This is a genomic window from Kribbella sp. NBC_01510, assembly GCF_045040325.1.
GTDB lineage: Bacteria > Actinomycetota > Actinomycetes > Propionibacteriales > Kribbellaceae > Kribbella.
In genome coordinates, this window is record NZ_CP109418.1 from 8,352,220 (window position 1) to 8,368,150 (window position 15,931).

The 15,931-nt window shown below is 69.0% G+C and carries 12 protein-coding genes; 4 read left to right on the forward strand and 8 right to left on the reverse strand.

Annotation, left to right across the window (positions count from 1 at the left end; translation table 11 throughout):
* Window positions 1–148 precede the first annotated feature (148 nt).
* The 6 genes from OG558_RS40815 to OG558_RS40840 are packed head-to-tail and all read right to left on the reverse strand — an operon-like array spanning window position 149 to window position 6,826.
* The gene (locus OG558_RS40815) at window positions 149–1,582 is read right to left on the reverse strand and encodes an aldehyde dehydrogenase family protein (protein WP_405067829.1); all 1,434 of its coding nucleotides are present in this window, start codon (window positions 1,580–1,582) and stop codon (window positions 149–151) included.
* A complete protein-coding gene (locus tag OG558_RS40820; RefSeq protein WP_405067830.1) occupies window positions 1,579–2,466 on the reverse strand; it encodes an ATP-binding cassette domain-containing protein in 888 nt (295 codons plus the stop codon). The genes OG558_RS40815 and OG558_RS40820 overlap by 4 nt, the downstream gene beginning before the upstream one ends.
* Window positions 2,459–3,544, reverse strand: a complete 1,086-nt coding sequence (locus tag OG558_RS40825; RefSeq protein ID WP_405067831.1) for an ABC transporter ATP-binding protein — start codon at window positions 3,542–3,544, stop codon at window positions 2,459–2,461. The genes OG558_RS40820 and OG558_RS40825 overlap by 8 nt, the downstream gene beginning before the upstream one ends.
* Complete coding sequence (locus tag OG558_RS40830; RefSeq protein WP_405067832.1) at window positions 3,541–4,359, reverse strand: ABC transporter permease; 819 nt, start codon at window positions 4,357–4,359, stop codon at window positions 3,541–3,543. Before OG558_RS40830 ends, OG558_RS40825 begins: the two co-directional genes overlap by 4 nt.
* On the reverse strand, window positions 4,356–5,306 hold the full coding sequence (locus OG558_RS40835; RefSeq protein ID WP_405067833.1) for an ABC transporter permease: 951 nt from the start codon (window positions 5,304–5,306) through the stop codon (window positions 4,356–4,358). Before OG558_RS40835 ends, OG558_RS40830 begins: the two co-directional genes overlap by 4 nt.
* The gene (locus OG558_RS40840; RefSeq protein ID WP_405067834.1) at window positions 5,303–6,826 is read right to left on the reverse strand and encodes an ABC transporter substrate-binding protein; all 1,524 of its coding nucleotides are present in this window, start codon (window positions 6,824–6,826) and stop codon (window positions 5,303–5,305) included. The genes OG558_RS40835 and OG558_RS40840 overlap by 4 nt, the downstream gene beginning before the upstream one ends.
* 189 nt (window positions 6,827–7,015) lie before the next feature.
* Between OG558_RS40840 and OG558_RS40845 the strand changes: the two genes are divergently transcribed.
* The 3 genes from OG558_RS40845 to OG558_RS40855 are packed head-to-tail and all read left to right on the forward strand — an operon-like array spanning window position 7,016 to window position 10,868.
* Entirely contained in the window at window positions 7,016–7,774 is a 759-nt protein-coding gene (locus tag OG558_RS40845; protein WP_329479336.1) for a FadR/GntR family transcriptional regulator, read from the forward strand.
* A 53-nt stretch (window positions 7,775–7,827) separates the two neighbouring features.
* Window positions 7,828–9,477 carry an FAD-dependent oxidoreductase gene (locus OG558_RS40850; RefSeq protein WP_329479338.1) on the forward strand — a complete coding sequence of 550 codons (1,650 nt, stop codon included), beginning with the start codon at window positions 7,828–7,830 and terminating at the stop codon, window positions 9,475–9,477.
* Window positions 9,477–10,868 carry a sensor histidine kinase gene (locus OG558_RS40855; protein ID WP_405067835.1) on the forward strand — a complete coding sequence of 464 codons (1,392 nt, stop codon included), beginning with the start codon at window positions 9,477–9,479 and terminating at the stop codon, window positions 10,866–10,868. The genes OG558_RS40850 and OG558_RS40855 overlap by 1 nt, the downstream gene beginning before the upstream one ends.
* A gap of 96 nt (window positions 10,869–10,964) precedes the next feature.
* On the opposite strand, the gene OG558_RS40860 is transcribed toward OG558_RS40855, so the two are convergent.
* Both OG558_RS40860 and OG558_RS40865 read right to left on the reverse strand, forming a co-directional pair.
* A complete protein-coding gene (locus tag OG558_RS40860; protein WP_329479342.1) occupies window positions 10,965–11,513 on the reverse strand; it encodes a hypothetical protein in 549 nt (182 codons plus the stop codon).
* Window positions 11,514–11,646: 133 nt separating this feature from the next.
* The gene (locus OG558_RS40865) at window positions 11,647–14,226 is read right to left on the reverse strand and encodes an MXAN_6230/SCO0854 family RING domain-containing protein (protein ID WP_405067836.1); all 2,580 of its coding nucleotides are present in this window, start codon (window positions 14,224–14,226) and stop codon (window positions 11,647–11,649) included.
* Window positions 14,227–14,632: 406 nt separating this feature from the next.
* Between OG558_RS40865 and OG558_RS40870 the strand changes: the two genes are divergently transcribed.
* Window positions 14,633–15,922 (forward strand): MFS transporter, encoded by a 1,290-nt coding sequence (locus OG558_RS40870; RefSeq protein WP_405067837.1) that lies wholly within the window; start codon window positions 14,633–14,635, stop codon window positions 15,920–15,922.
* Window positions 15,923–15,931: the final 9 nt, after the last annotated feature.

The window sequence follows — 15,931 nt, forward strand, 5'->3', positions numbered from 1 at the left end:
CGGGGGTCGGGTGGGGCGGGGTCGGCGTCGGGTGGGTCGGGGTCGGTCGGGTCGGGGTCGGGGTCGGGTCGGTCGGGTCGGGTCGGGTCGGGTCGGTCGGGTGCGGTCGGTCGGGTGGGGGTGGGGGGGTCAGGTCGGTGGGGTGGCCTCAGGGGCTCGGGCGGATGATGGCCATTCGGGTTGTCGTTAGTTCTTCGATGGCGAAGCGGGGGCCTTCGCGGCCGATGCCGGAGTCCTTCACGCCGCCGTACGGCATGACGTCGGAGCGGAAGCCGGGGACCTCGTTGATCACCACGCCGCCGACCTCGAGCCGGTCGATCGCGGTGAACGCGGTGTCGAGCGAGGACGTGAACACGCTCGCATGCAGTCCGTACCGCGACTCGTTCACCGTCCGGAAGGCGGTGTCGAGATCCGGCACCGACCGTACGGCGATCACCGGCCCGAAGATCTCCTCGTCCCAGGCGAGCTGACCGGGTGGTACGTCGATCAGCACCGTCGGACCCAGCAGGTCGCCGGAAGCGGCGTACGCGATGGTGGCGCCGGCGTGGACCGACTCGTCCACCCACTCGCGGACGCGGCCGGTCGACTGAGGATCGATGAGCGCGGACACGCGGGTCAACGGATCTCGTGGATCACCCACGACGACAGCGGGCAGACGAGCGCCGAGCTTGTCGAGCAAGGCGTCACGGATGGTTTCGACGGCGATGACGCGTTGGACAGAGATACAGGCTTGACCGGATGCGTAGTATCCGCCGCGCACGATGGCGTCCGCGGCCGCGTCGAGGTCCGCGTCCTCCGCGACGACCAGGGCGGAGTTGGAGCCCAGTTCGAGCAGGACTTTGGTCGGCGCCGCATCGCGGGCGATCTGGTGGCCCACCGCGGCGGAACCGGTGAAGGAGACGGCTCCGATACGACCGTCCGTCGTGAGAGTCGCGCCCACGTCCGCTCCCCCGGTGACCAACTGGAGAGCACTCTCGGGCGCACCCGCTTCGAGCAGGGCCGAGCGCATGAGGTGGACCAGCCAGAGCGTGGCGAGCGGTGTCTGCGGTGCGGGCTTGATGATGATCGGGCAGCCGGCGGCGAACGCGGGCGCGATCTTGTGCGCGGCGAGCAGCAACGGATAGTTGAACCCGGTGATGCCGACGACCACCCCGATCGGCTTCCGCACCCAGAAGCCGAGCAACCCTTCGCCACTCGGCAACAGATCCAGCGGCACGGTCTCGCCATGCAGCCGGGCGACCTCCTCGGCCGCCGTCTCCAGCGTGAGCAGCGTGCGATCGATCTCGACCCGGCAGTCGACCAGCGGCTTCCCGGTCTCGAGGACGAGCAGGTCGACGAAGGCATCGCGCTCCGCGGAGACCGCGGAATGCACGCTCTGCAAGACTTTCCGGCGCACGTACGACGGCAATCGCCCGACCGTCTCGCGGACGGCGACCCCGTGGTCGAGTGCCTGCCGGGCCAGCTCGGCGGATCCCACGGGCGCGTCCGCCACCGTCGAACCGTCGTACGGGAAGATCACCGGAGCGGTCGACGGTGGCTCGACCCAGGACGCGCCGATCGGCAGCCCGGCTGGGAACTTCACGCTGGTTCTCCCTTCGTCGCGAGCAGGTCGGAGGTCGTTGCCCCGGACAACGCGCGTGGCAGCGTCGGGATGGCCGAGACGAGGCGCTGCGTGTACGGGTGCCGGGGTGCGGCGTACACGTCACCGGTGAAGCCGGTCTCGACGACCTGGCCGGCGTGCATCACCGCGACGCGGTCGCAGACGTGCTTCACCACCGACAGGTCGTGGGAGACGAACACCAGGGTCAGGTCGAGTTCGTCGACCAGATCCGAGATGAGGTTGAGGACCTGCGCACGGACGGAGACGTCGAGGGCGCTGACCGGCTCGTCCGCGATCAGGATGCGCGGGCGGGGGGCGAGCGCGCGGGCGAGCGAGATGCGCTGGCGTTGACCGCCGGAGAACTGATGCGGGTACCGGTCTCCCGCGTCGGCCGACAGCCCGACTGCCTCGAGCAGCTCGCGGACGCGCTCGCCGGAGGCCGGATGGCCTTGTACGACGAGGGGCTCGGCGATGATGTCGCGGACACGCATCCGCGGATCGAGGGAGCTCATCGGGTCCTGGAAGACGAGCTGGAGGCTCTCGCGGAGGAATCGCAGCCGGCGCTCCGGGAGGCGGGTGATGTCGGTGCCTTCGACGATCACGTGCCCGGAGGTGGGCTGGTCGAGGGCGGCGATGATCCGGAGCAGGGTCGACTTGCCGCAGCCGGATTCACCGACGATGCCGAAGCGCTCGCCCCGCTTGACTTCCAGGCTCACACCGCGCAGGGCGTGAACCACCGGGGCCGGCCGGAGCAGCGAGGTCCGGGGGCGGGGGTAGTCGCGGACGAGATCGACGACCTGGATCGCCGGGGAGGCCTCGGGCTCGCGAGCCGCCGGAACGCGCTCGTGGACAACGGCGTCAGGCATGAGCACCTCCGGGCCGATGAGTGGCGGACGCCGGATCCGCGGAGTTGTCTCCAACCGGGCGCTGCGTGGTGGAGGCCGGGTCGACGGAGTTGTCTCCAGCCGGGCGCTGGATGGGGACCGGGTCGTGGGGGTCGCCGGCTGGGTGGTGGCAGGCGAAGCCGGCGGCTTCGGTGCCGGACCACTCGGGACTGGTGGCGCAGAGGTCGGTCGCATGGCGGCAGCGGGTGCGGAAGACACAGCCGGAGGGGAACTGACCGGCCGGCGGGACGTTGCCCGGGATCGTGGTCAGCCGGCGGTCGGCCGTCTCGAGATCGGATGCCGCCAGCAGACCCTCGGTGTAGCGATGCCGTGGCCGGGTGAACACCTCACCGACCGGACCCGACTCGACCACGCGCCCGCCGTACATGACGAGCACGCGCTCGCACACGGTCGCGACAACCGCGAGGTCGTGCGTGATGAACAGCAGCGCCGACGAGCGCGCAACCACGCCCTTGACGATCAGATCGAGGACGAGCGCCTGCACGGTGACATCCAAGGCAGTCGTCGGCTCGTCGCAGATCAGCAACGCGGGATCGTTGGCCAGCGCGATGGCGAGGACGACGCGCTGACGCTGACCGCCGGAGAGTTGGTGGGGGTAAGCCCGCAGAGTATCCGCGGGCAGCTGCACCCGTTCGAGGAGCTCGGCCGCCGCGGCCCGCGCGGCACCACGACCCGGCCGCGTCTGATGGATCAGCATCGCTTCGGCAATCTGATCGCCGATCCGCATCGTCGGGTTCAGCGCGGTCATCGGCTCCTGGAACACCATCGAGATCTGCACACCGCGGACGCGCGACATGCGGCGTTCGTCCGCACCGATCAGGTCATGGTCGACCCCGGTCAACCGCACCGATCCATCGGCTACCACGTCCTCCGGCAGCAACCCGAGCACACTCAGCGCAGTCAATGACTTGCCCGAGCCGGACTCCCCGATCAGCCCGACCCGCTCCCCCGGTCCGACCGTCAGGTCTACGTCGGACACCAGAGTCTTGTCCCGGACCCTGACAGTCAGCCCGCGAACGCTCAGTACGTCGCCACTCATCGCCGGTCCTCCAGCTTCGGATCGAACCGGTCCCGCAGGCCGTCGCCCAGCAGGTTGAACCCCAGTACGGCGATCGCGATCGCAACACCCGGGAAGATCGCCAGCCGCGGCGCGGTGAACAGGAACTCCTGGCTCTCCTGCAGCATCCGCCCCCACGACGGCGTTGGCGGCGGGGTGCCGTAGCCGAGGAACGACAGCGCCGCCTCGGCCAGCACCGCGATCGCGAACGATACCGAGGCCTGCACGGTGATCAGGCTGGTCACGTTCGGCAGCACGTGCCGCACCGCGATCGGCCCCGGTCGCCGCCCGGCCGCCCGCGCCGCGAGCACGTACTCGGTTCGCATCACCTGCAGCGCCCCACTCCGGATCACTCGCGCGAAGCTCGGCACCGAAGCGATGCCAATAGCAATCATCGCGGTCAGCGTGCTGGCCCCGAACACCGCGCCGAACATGATTGCCAGCAGCAACGCCGGAAACGCCAGCAGCAGATCGTTGGACCGCATGATGAACTCGCTCGGCCACCGCCGCACCATCGCCGCGAGGATTCCCAGGGGTACGCCGATCACCGCTGCCACGCCCACCGCGACCACACCGACGAACAACGTGGTCCGCGAGCCGACCATGATCTGGCTGAACACGTCCCGCCCGAACTTGTCCGTCCCGAACCAGTGCTCCCACGACGGCTTCGCCAACCGGATCGCGGGGTCCACGAACGTCGCGTCGTACGGCGTCCAGACGAACGAGACCAGCGCCATCAGCACGATGACTCCGACGATCACACCGCCGGCGATCAGACTCGGATTCAACCGCCTCATCGCTCCCCCGTCCGCAGCCGGGGGTCGAGCGCGACGTACAGCAGATCGACCAGGAAGTTGACCACCAGTACGGCGATCACCAGCACCATAACCACATCCTGGACGAGGAGCAGATCGCGGTTCGACACACCGTCGAGCAACAGGCTCCCGAGCCCCGGGATGACGAACACCCGCTCGACCACCACCGCACCGATCAGCAACGTCGCGAGCTGGAGACCGAGCACGGTCACCACCGGGACGGCCGCGTTGCGGAGGCCGTGCCGCCACAGCGCCGGGAACGGGCGGAGTCCCTTGGCCCGGGCTGTCCGCAGATAGTCCTCACGCAAGACATCGAGCACCGCACTACGGACGTACCGGGTGAGGACCGCGCCCTGCACCAGACCGAGTGCCAAGGCAGGCAGGATCAACTGCTTGACGAACATGGTCGGATCCTGCGCCGGCGGTGTCCAGCCGTTGGCAGGCAGCCAGCCGAGCTTCACCGCGAACAGCATGATCAGCAGAATCCCCGCGAGGAACGCCGGTACAGCGACTCCCAGCTGGGACACCGCGGACAAGGCCAGCCCGGACACGTTGCGGTGCCGCGCAGCCATGATCGTCCCGGCCGGCACCGCGATCGCCAGCGCAATGACCATGCCCGCGACCACGAGCCACAGGGTCACCTGCAGCCGGTCGAATACCTGTGGTCCGATCGCCACCTTCGACACGTACGACGTACCGAGATCGCCGTGCAACAGTCCGCCGAGCCAGTCGAAGTACTGCGTCGGCAACGGCCGGTCGAGGCCGAACTGGCGGCGCAGTTCGGCCACGGCCTGGTCGGATGCGTTCACCCCGAGGGCCACCCGGGCGGGGTCGCCGGGCAGCACGGCCATGAACGCGAACACCAGCACCGAGCTCACCGCAAGGCTGACCAGCAGCACAGCGGTGCGCTCGAGCAGGCGAAGGATCATCGGGTGAGCGTGGAGAGGTCGAAGGACTCGGAGATCGCGTTCTGCGGCAGGCCCTTGATGTCCTTGTCCGCGACGATCAGGTTCGGCAGCAGGAACAGCCAGTCGCCCGCGGCCTGCTCGGACAGCCGCCGCGCCGCCTTCTTCATGTTGTCGACCTGCGCGGCCTCGTCACCTGCGTCCGCCGCGGCCAGATAACCCTGCAGCGTCGGGTCGTCGTACCGGGTGTAGTACTTCGCGTTGAACACGGCCGCCAGGTCGCGGGGCTCGACGTGGGCGATGATCGACATGTCGTAGTCCGCGTTCTTGAAGACCGTGGTCAGCCAGGCCGCCGGGAACTCGAGCTGGTCGATCTGCACCTTCAGTCCGGCCTGCTCCAGCTGGCTCTTCACCACCTGGCCGCAGGAGGTTGCGTACGGCAACGTCGGCAGCCGCAGCCGGAGCGTCTTGCCGGCCGCACCGGAGGCCTGCAGCAACGACTTCGCCTTGGCCAGGTCGTACGGCGCGATCCCGGTGAGATCCTCGTACCACGGGTCGGTCGGCGGGACCATGCTGCCGATCAACTTGCCGCGACCGGCGAAACACGTGTCTAGCAAGGCCTTGTGGTCGATTGCCATCCGGATCGCCTGCCGGGTCCTTAGGTCCTTGAAGACCGGCCGCGAGTTGTTGAACGACAGCAGTACCTCGCCGTTCGTGGTGCCCTCGATCACCTGGTACTTGTCGTTGCTGGTGAACTGGCTGAGCGCCTCCGGCGCCTGCACCGTGCCGATCACGTTGATCGTGCCGGTCAGCAGCGCGTTGTTCAGCGCGGTCGGGTCCTTGAAGTACTTCAGCGTGATCTGGTTGAAGAACGGCTTGTTCCCCCAGTAGCTGTCGTTGCGCTGCAGCACGATCGAGTCGCCGCGGTTCCACGTCGAGAACTTGTACGGCCCGGTGCCGATCGGCTGGGTCGCCAGCGCGCTGACGCCGCTCTCGGAGAACATCGCGCCGATCCGGGTCGTCATCCGGAACAACCAGTCGTTGCTCGGCTTGCTCAGCGTCACCTGCAACTGCGTCGGCGACAGCGCCTTCGTGCCGGAGACGACGTCCATCGCGGCCTTCAGCGACGTGGTCCACGCCGTCTTGACGCGGTTGATGCTGAACACCGCGTCGGACGCCGTGAACGGCTTGTCGTTGGTGAACTTCGCGTTGTCGACCAGGTCGAACGTGTAGGTCGTGCGGTCCGGCGAGACGGTCCACGACTTGGCCAGCGACGGCACGATCTTGCCGGAGTCGTCCTGCTTGACCAGGGTCTCGTACACGTTGCCGAGCAGCACCTGCGGGATCGCGGCGCCGTCGGTGGTGGTGAAGTCCAGGCTGGCCGGCTCCGCGACCAGGCCGATCGACAGCTTCTGATCACCTCCCGGCGAACTGCCGCCCGACGTACTCGAACCGGCTGAGCAGGCGGTCAGGGCCAAGAGCGCCGCAGCGGCGACGGCGATCGCACGGCTGGGCAGCGCGACCTTGATGCGAGGGGTCTTCACGCGAATTCCTCCAGTGCCTCGAACTGTCGCCGCATTCTGACGATCCCGGTCCGGCCGCGCGACCGGGACCACGCCGTACGGCGGACTTCGCCGTCCAGCTGTGACTGGTCCGACCAGTGGACTAGGTATCAGTGGGCCACTAGGTTTGTCGCACCACACGGCTCTGTCAAGGCGATTGGGGTGCACCGGATGGCGAAGGGCCCGCAGTTCCAGCCGGTGCAACCGGTCCGCGCGTACCAGCGGATCGTCGAGCAGGTCGAGGAGGCGCTCGCCCGGGGTGATCTCGCGCCGGGCCAGCGGCTGCCGAGCGAGCGCGAACTGGTGGCGCAGTTCGAGGTCAGCCGGTCCACTGTGCGCGAGGCACTGCGGGTGCTGGAGAGCAACGGCATGGTCCGGTCCCGGCCGGGTGATCCGAACGGGCCGGAGATCCTGCCGTTCTCCCAGACCGCGCTGCGCAAGCAGATGGTCCGGCTCGCGCGGGTCGACGAGCTCACTCTGAGCGAGCTGATCGGGTTCCGGATGATCATGGACGGCGCCGCGATCCAGGTCGCGTCCCGGCTGCGCACGCCCGAGCAGCTCGCCGAGATGGAGGAGACGCTGGTCGCGATGCGGGCCGCGATCGACATCGACTTCGCCGCGTTCAGCGAGGCGGATCTCGCCTTCCACGACGTGATCGCGCGGATCAGCCGCAACTCGCTGATCCAGACCTGCAACGAGGTCGTCCGCGGCGTCGTCCTGAGCCTGATCTCGGACAAGATCGCGCACGCGCCGAACAGCCGGGCCCTGATGCTGGAATCGCTGCGGCACCACGCCGAGGTGGTGGCGGCGATCCGCTCCGGCAACGGTCACGCGGCGGCCCGGATCGCCCGGCAGAACATGTACGACTACTACGCCGGGTACGTGCCCGAACCCGCACGGGAAACGCTTCGCGCGCTGATAGATGAGTAGGCGGATCTCGTGGCATTCTGACGGGATCGGTTCACCGCAGTGGGGGGCTCAGTGTGAACAAACCGGCGATTCTCAGCGTCGACGACGACCCGATGGTCTCGGCGGCGATCGCCCGCGACCTGCGCCGGCGCTACGGCGACGACTACCTCGTGGTGAAGGCGACGTCGGGCGCCCAGGCGCTGGCCGCGTTGACCAAACTCGCCCTGCGTAACCAGCCGATCGCGCTGATCGCGACCGACCAGCGGATGCCCGGGATGACCGGCATCGAACTGCTCGAACAGGCCCGCGAGCACGCACCGGGCGCGAAGTACCTCCTGCTCACCGCATACGCCGACACCGACGTCGCCATCAAGGCGATCAACGACATCGGCCTGGACTACTACCTGCTCAAGCCCTGGGACCCGCCCGAGGATCAGCTGTTCCCCGTCGTCGACGACCTGCTCGACGACTGGCGGCACGCCAACCCCGAGCACACGTCGGATCTTCGGGTCGTCGGCAACCGCTGGTCGGACCGCGCGCACGACATCAAGACGTTCCTGGCCCGCAACCACGTGCCCTACGTCTGGTACGACGTCGAGCGCGACGCCGAGGGCCAACGGCTCCGCGACCTTGCCGCCGCGACCGACAGCGACCTGCCGTTGGTCCTGGTTCCTGACGGCGACGCCCTCCGCTCGCCGTCCGCTGTCGACCTCGCCTCCGCCCTCGGTCTGCGAACCCGGGCCGAGCAGCCGTTGTACGACGTCTGCATCGTCGGAGGTGGACCCGCCGGCCTGGCGGCGGGCGTCTACGCGGCGTCCGAGGGCCTGAGCACGGTGATCGTGGAACGTGAGGCGCCCGGCGGCCAGGCCGGGCTCAGCGCGGCGATCGAGAACTACCTCGGTTTCCCGCGCGGCTTGACCGGCTCCGACCTTGCCCAGCGAGCGGTCGCCCAGGCATCCCGTTTCGGTGCGGAGATGGTGTTGGCCCGATCGGTCGTCGGACTCGAGTCCCGCGGCCCGGTGCACGCCGTACTGCTCGAGGGATCCGGCGAGATCGAGGCCCGCGCGCTGATCGTCGCGACCGGCATCTCGTACCGGAGCCTCGACCTCGCGGGCCTCAGCGAGCTGACCGGCCGCGGCGTGTACTACGGCGCCACGGCGAGCGAGGCCAGTCAGGTCCAGGGCGACGAGGTGTACGTCGTCGGCGCGGCGAACTCGGCCGGTCAGGCGGCCCTCAACCTCGCCCGCTACGCCAAACGGGTCGTGCTCCTGGTCCGCGGGGACACCCTCGAGAGCTCGATGTCGCGGTACCTCATCGACAAGATCAGCAGCGCCACCAACATCGAGGTGCGGTGCCGGACCGAGGTGGTCGGTTGCCGTGGCGACGGGCATCTCGAGGCGCTGACGCTGGCCGAGCGGGAGTCCGGCCGGGTCGAGGAGGTGCAGGCGAGCTGGTTGTTCATCTTCGTCGGCGCCTCGCCACGGACCGAGTGGCTCGGGGAGACCGTCGTGCGCGACAGCAAGGGGTTCGTCATCACCGGGCCGGATCTGGTCGCGCTGGATCGCTGGTCGCTGCGGAGGCCGCCGTACGCGTTGGAGACCAGCGTGCCGGGCGTGTTCGCGGCCGGTGATGTCCGGCTCGACTCGATGAAACGAGTCGCATCCGCTGTCGGCGAGGGCGCGATGTCGATCTATCTCGTCCACCGCTACCTGGCGACCGTCTGATGAACGCCGACGACCTGCGGGGCATCCCCCTCTTCGCCGGGCTGACCGACGCGCAACTGGACGAGCTGATCAACGGCAGCACCGAGGTTGCGATCGAGCCCGGCCGCGACCTGTTCCACGAGGGCGAGCCGGCCGACTTCTGGTGGGTGCTGGTCGACGGCGCGATCGCGCTGCATCGCAAGATCGGCCGCGAGGACACCGTGCTGGGCAAGATCGACGTCGCGGGCCGCTGGGCCGGCGGGTTCCGGGCGTGGGACGAGCACGGCGTCTACCTCGCCAGCGGCCGTGGGCTGACCGAAGGCCGAGTACTGCGGGTGCCGGCCGAGGCGTTGCGCGACCGGATCGACGCCTGGTTCCCGCTCGCCGGGCATCTGATCAAGGGTGTGTACGGGACCGCGCGCGCGATCGAGTCGACGGCGCGGCAGCGGGATGCGCTGATCACGCTCGGAACACTCGCGGCCGGGCTCGCACACGAGATCAACAACCCCGCCGCCGCGGCCGCGCGCTCGGTCAGTGCCCTCGACACGGCCTGCGTTTCGCTGCTGTCGGCTTTGCGGCAGCTCGCGGTAGGCGAGGTGACGGCCGCGCAGTTCAGCGCCCTCGACGAACTGCGGCTCGAGCTCGGTGCCGGCACCGCGGCACCCGATCCGGTCGACCTCGCCGACCACGAGAACACGATCTCGGAGTGGCTGGACGAGCACGGCATCGAGCAGGACTGGATGATCGCACCGCCCTTGGCCGCCGCCGGGACCAGCGTCGAGTGGTGCGATCGTGCGGCCGACGTACTGGGCGACTCACTGGAGCCTGGGCTGGAATGGGTTGCCAGCACCCTCTCCGCGGCGACGTTGCTGGGCGAGGTGAAGGAGTCGACCCGGCGCATCACGGAGCTGGTTGCGGCGGTGCGCTCGTACTCGCAGATGGACCGCGGCTCGATCCAGACCGTCGACGTGACCGAGGGGATCGAGAGCACGCTGGTCATGCTCGGGCACAAGCTCCGCGACGGGGTCGAGGTGATCCGGTCGTACGGCGCGGACGTCCCGCGGATCGACGCGTACGCCGGCGAGCTGAACCAGGTGTGGACGAACCTGATCGACAACGCCGTCGACGCGATGAACGGCACCGGGACGCTGCGGATCAGCACGCGCGCCGACGGCGACCGGATCGTCGTCGAGTTCACCGACACCGGCCCCGGCATGCCGCCGGAGGTCGCCGCTCGCGCGTTCGAGCCGTTCTACACGACGAAGGACGTCGGCAAGGGCACCGGCCTCGGGCTCGACATCGCGCAACGGATCGTCGCCGAACACCACGGCGGGACGATCACGATCACTTCCCACCCCGGCGAGACGACGCTGCAGGTGCGGCTGCCGCATCAGCCCATCGGCGCCGGCTGACCCGTACCGAACGACAGGAGGTAGTGGCAGTGCGCCCCGTCACCCCGGAGCCCGCCCGCTCCGATGGGGTGACTAGGTCGTGTCGTTCGGAACTCCTCAGGTGTCGTGTTCGAGGATCCGGACCCGCGGGACCTTGAGGATCTTGCGGGCCTTCGTGATCCAGTCGGAGCACAGGAAGTGGGCGGCGGTCTCGGGCCAGGCGACCACGACGACCTCCTGGCTCCGGGTGCTCTTGACCAGCGACATCAGGGCCAGCAGCACCTCGCCGTGCGTGATCGAGACGTTGACCGGGTAGCGGCTCGCGTCGCGCAGCCGGTGCGAACTGTGCTCGATCACCGAGGCCAGATCGACGTCCGGATCGGCGAGTGTGGCCATCGGTGCCCGGCTCGAGCCGGCCGGCGGGCTGACGCGTGCGGACGGGCCTGTCGCGGAGCCGACCACGGACGCCGAGCCGGTGAGGCCGGCCACATCCGCGAATGACGAGCCCAGCAACGCCATCGGACCACCGAAGCCACCCTCCGGATGGCTGGAGATCAGCAGGTCGTACTTCACGGGTTCCTCGCGCCTTGCGTGCAGGGCGGCAACACGGCGCGCGTCGCCCTCGCTCATCTCCCGCTCGATGAGCACCACCACGTCATACGTCATTCGTGGCTCCCTTCGCCATCACTTCCGTTGTACTCCTGCTCCGAAGCGCACCAAAGCACGCACCGCGCGGCCGTCACGGAAATGTCAAACTCTTCTCAGGCTCCTGCCAGACTCGCCCGAGCGCGGGTCAGGCTCAGCCGGGCAGCGGCGCGTGCGCCCGGGTGTCGGGAGCCAGTACGGCGAGCAGGTGTGGAGCGTCGATCAGCGTGTGGCTCGCGTGGTCGAGAAGACGCGGGTGCAGCGCGTAGATCTCCGCACCCGAGCGAGGTACGACGTCGCCGGCGACGACCGCGACGAAGTCGGACCGGTTGGCGGCGTCCTCGTCCCAGACCCGGTCAGGCTCCAAACGAGTCGTGAGCCGCCGCGCGAACGCCGCGAGATCCTCGGCAGGGTCGCGCCGGTAGCCGACCACAGACCCGTCGGCACACCGTACGGCGATCTCGTCGGCGCGAGCGGCCGCGTGCCAACAGCAGATCTCCCACAGGCTGACCCGGTCGCCGGAGCCGTGCACTTCCTCCAGGGTCGCCGCCATCAGCGCCAGGTGGCCGCCGTACCGCGCGATGTTGTGACCGTAGCCGGCCGCGCTGAGGTTGACGTCGTACCAGCGCAGCTCCTTCGTCAGGAGGTCGACGCCGAACGGCAGCAGGATCTTCGCCGGACCGGTCAGGTCGAACCGCTCCTCGACCGCCGCCGGATCGAACAGGCCGTTCGGCTGCCGCATGACGCCGACGAACCCGCGCTCGAGCTCGTCGAACGGCACGTTGTTGTAGCTGAAGACCACCGGCAGCACATACCGGCCGCCGACTCGCCGGACCGCGCGCAGGTCGAGATCCACGAACTCCGTCGATCCTGCCGGCGACGGCGCGGATGTCAGGTCGCCCGAGTGCACCAACGCGTCCTGGTCGAAGCGGAGTCGCATGTAGTCGCACAGCCCGACGAAACCCCACTCCTCGTCGAACACCGCGACCGACAGATCGAGATTCACCCGCCGGCCGCTCGGCTCGACCCAGTGCAGGAACAACCGCAGCAGCTCGTCCGGCGGGATCGGAACCGCACTCCCCCGGGTCATCCGCAGCAACGTCGACGACGAGCCCCGCTCCGAACCAGGGGCAGCCAGCCGGGTCAGCTCCTCGTCCAGGAAGACCCGTCGCCACCGCGGCAGATCCGTCGCCCGACGCAACATTTCGCCGACGAGTACGCCGGACAGCGCGGCGGTCAGCTCGGGCGGCAAGGGTTCGCGCTCGTCCACCGCCGTCCAGATCCGCGCCGTCCCACCACGCGGGAAGAACAACCGGAGATCGCCCGGCGGTGTGCGCACCTGACCGAGCGCGGCCGTGATCACCGCCGGCGACACATCCGGCGCCGCGGTCGTCAATGCGTCCACCAGCGCACCATGCTGATCCGTGGGCAGGGCCCGCGCCAGGTGCACGAGGCGCCGCACCAACTCCCCCGGCCGTTGCCGCAACAGGTCGAGCGCGTGCTCCGGTCGCCCGGTCGCCAGCGCGCCCTCGACTCGCGACGCAAACGTGCTCGTGGCCGGCCGCCCATCCTCCAGACGGACAAAGGGATGCCGGGCCGCTTCACTCGCCACCGCTCGCCCGGCCGCCGTCCTCAGGTCCACGTCCGTGCGACGGAGGATGCTGAACGCCAACGCTGCCAGCGGATACCGGCCCGCGAACTCGAACGGATGGATGTTCTCCGCGATCCGCTTCCAGGCGCGCTCGTGCCGGAGCATGTCCTCGATCAACGGCTCGGCCGGCAGCCGGTCGAGCCGCTGCAGCACCAGCCGCCGCGTTGCCCGAGGCAACGATGTCCGCCGGGCCGGCGGCGTCCGCAATCCGGGATCGGCATCCATCAGCACGTACAGCAGCCGCAGTACGTCGGTCGCCGTACCGGCGCGATCGATCAGCTCCGGATCCTCGTCGAGGAAGTGTGCGACGACCAGCGCACGCGTCTCCCGGACCGGGATGTCGACGGGCAGCCAGGACGGATCGGCACCGGCGAGCAGCACCTGCAGGTCGACACGATCCACGGCCGACAGCGGCGAGCGTCGTACGAGGAGAGCTTCGACGGTCTGTCTCGCCGCGTCGTCCGTCGCCAGGGAGAGCAGGCGCAGGCGATTCGAGCGCACGTGCGCCGACTGCACTTCGTCGAACGCTGGTTTGAGGAACGGGTCCTTCGGGTCGATCCTGCGCAGGCAGAGCGGGCAGGCGCTGAGGTCCGAACCGTCCCAGCAGGTCCGGCAGACCAGATGTGCGCACGGCGAGACGGCGTGCACCGACTTCGCGTCGCCGCACAGGACGCAGGGCTGCTCGGGCTCTTGCAGGAGTCGCGCGAAGACCCGGTTGACGTAGAAGGTGTCCGTGTCGCCGGGAACGCTCTCCGGAAAGCCGCGGAACAGCGGTGTGTGCTCGGTGTCGTGACCGGACTCGGCGTCGAGCAGGTCGAGCAACGCTTTGCCGAAGCCGGCGAGTGCCGGCGCCGACAGCGAGCTGCAGTGCCGGAAGAGCTCGACGGACAGCAGGAAGCCGCGCTGGATCAGGTCGGCCTGCAGTGCTGACAGTCCGACCTGAATGGTGAGCGGACGGCGGAGCCACTGCCACGCGGAACGTCGCATTGGCGGGGTCAGCGTGGTGGCGTCGACGAGGCGTCGGCGGCGCAGCAGCACAGCGGCCTGTGCCTCAGTCGCGGTGTGCGTCCCCAGATCCGGCATCGCGTCTCCCCACAGGTGGCGTGGACGAAGGTGCCAGGGGCGGAGAGCGGACGCGCTACTTGGCCTGGTGAAGGAGAAGGAAGCACGTCCAGGAGCCGCCCCTGGCACTGAGAACGCTACCGGTGACCACGGACAGTTTTCGGCTCCGTCCGGTCGGGCAGTTTGCGTGCGGGCCAGCCCCCACAAAGAAGAGCTCCGGTAGCAGGGTCGGGGCCGCCCCGCCCAGACCCCGCTACCGGAGATCTCCAGAGTAGAACGTTCACCCAAACTCGTCACAACCGGGTGCCCCATGTGGCACTGATGCGCCGTGAACAAACCTTTGAACCAGGGCTCTGCCGCCGGAGGGAAACCCTTTCAGTCACAGCCGGGAGGTGTCACGCCACGGATTGTGGTTAAGGTCTTAGGCATGGTGGGTGGGGTCATCGAGCGTGCGCGCTGGCGGGACGTGTTCGGGCACGCCGAGTTCAGGGCGTTGTTCCTGGCCGGCGTTCTGTCCGTCGCAGGCGACCAGCTGGCGCGTGTGGCGCTGTCGGTCCTGGTCTTCGACCGCACCGACTCCGCGGGGCTGACCGCGCTCACCTACGCCCTGACCTACGTGCCGGACCTGCTGTTCGGGCCGCTACTGGCCGGAATCGCCGACCGGTATCCGCGTCGTACTGTGATGATCGTCACCGACCTCGCGCGGGCGGTTCTCGTTGCAGCCATGGCGATCCAGGCGTTGCCACTGGTGGTGGTCGTCCTGCTCCTGGTCGCTCTGCAGGCGTTCGGCTCGCCTTTCAACGCCGCACGAGCAGCGACGCTCCCCGCCGTACTCCCGGGGGATCACTACGTTCTGGGCAAGGCTGCGAACGACATGGTCGTCCAGTTCAGCCAGGTCCTCGGCTTCGGCACCGGTGGCCTGGTCGTCGTCGCCGTCGGGACGTCAGGCGGCCTCCTGCTGGACTCCGCGACTTTCCTGCTGTCCGCAGTGCTGATCGCGGTCGGCGTACGACGCCGCGCTGTGCCTGCCCGTGACACTGATGCGCCACCAACCAACTACTTCAAAGACCTGTCCGCGGGCGTCTCCCTGGTCGCCCGTACGCCGAAACTCCGCGCACTGGTCGTCCTGGCGACGATCGCCGGCTTCTACGTGACCGTGGAGGGCCTGGCGGTCCCCTACGCGCACGAGATCGGCCAGGGCACCACAGCCGCGGGACTCCTGCTGGCCGCCAGCCCGGCGGGCGCTGTCGCAGGTATGTGGCTCATCACCCTCTGGTCACCCGAGCGCCGCATGAACCTCCTGGGGCCGTTGGCCATGCTGGCGTGCGCTCCACTGATCGTCTGCTTCCTGGCGCCAGGTCTCGCCGTCACAGTGGTGCTGTGGGCAGTGTCAGGCCTCGCCTCGGCGTACCACCTGCCTACCAGTGCGGCGTTCGTCCAGGCAGTGCCGGACGCGCAGCGAGGACAAGCGTTCGGAGTCGCCAGCACAGCTCTCAAGAGCAGTCAGGGTGCAGGCATTCTGCTCGCGGGCCTGATCGCCAACGAGTCCTCGCCGTCGGTCGCACTGGGAGTGATGGGCGGCTTAGGCACGATCGCCGCCCTGGCGGCGGGCGCCGCGTGGACACACGCCCGCCGATCCCGGGCCGGCACCGCCGAAAACGGTGCCGGACGAGTGGCCGGAGATTCAGGGGAAAATGCCTCCGGACACGCTCCGTAAAATGTCAGT

Bases quoted from the DNA above. Each gene is read 5' to 3' on its own strand.
- OG558_RS40845 (WP_329479336.1), top strand. From the start codon at position 7,016: ATGGCGAAGGGCCCGCAGTTCCAGCCGGTGCAACCGGTCCGCGCGTAC.
- OG558_RS40820 (WP_405067830.1), bottom strand. From the start codon at position 2,466: ATGCCTGACGCCGTTGTCCACGAGCGCGTTCCGGCGGCTCGCGAGCCC.
- OG558_RS40860 (WP_329479342.1), bottom strand. From the start codon at position 11,513: ATGACGTATGACGTGGTGGTGCTCATCGAGCGGGAGATGAGCGAGGGC.
- OG558_RS40825 (WP_405067831.1), bottom strand. From the start codon at position 3,544: ATGAGTGGCGACGTACTGAGCGTTCGCGGGCTGACTGTCAGGGTCCGG.
- OG558_RS40835 (WP_405067833.1), bottom strand. From the start codon at position 5,306: ATGATCCTTCGCCTGCTCGAGCGCACCGCTGTGCTGCTGGTCAGCCTT.
- OG558_RS40870 (WP_405067837.1), top strand. From the start codon at position 14,633: ATGGTGGGTGGGGTCATCGAGCGTGCGCGCTGGCGGGACGTGTTCGGG.
- OG558_RS40830 (WP_405067832.1), bottom strand. From the start codon at position 4,359: ATGAGGCGGTTGAATCCGAGTCTGATCGCCGGCGGTGTGATCGTCGGA.
- OG558_RS40865 (WP_405067836.1), bottom strand. From the start codon at position 14,226: ATGCCGGATCTGGGGACGCACACCGCGACTGAGGCACAGGCCGCTGTG.
- OG558_RS40855 (WP_405067835.1), top strand. From the start codon at position 9,477: ATGAACGCCGACGACCTGCGGGGCATCCCCCTCTTCGCCGGGCTGACC.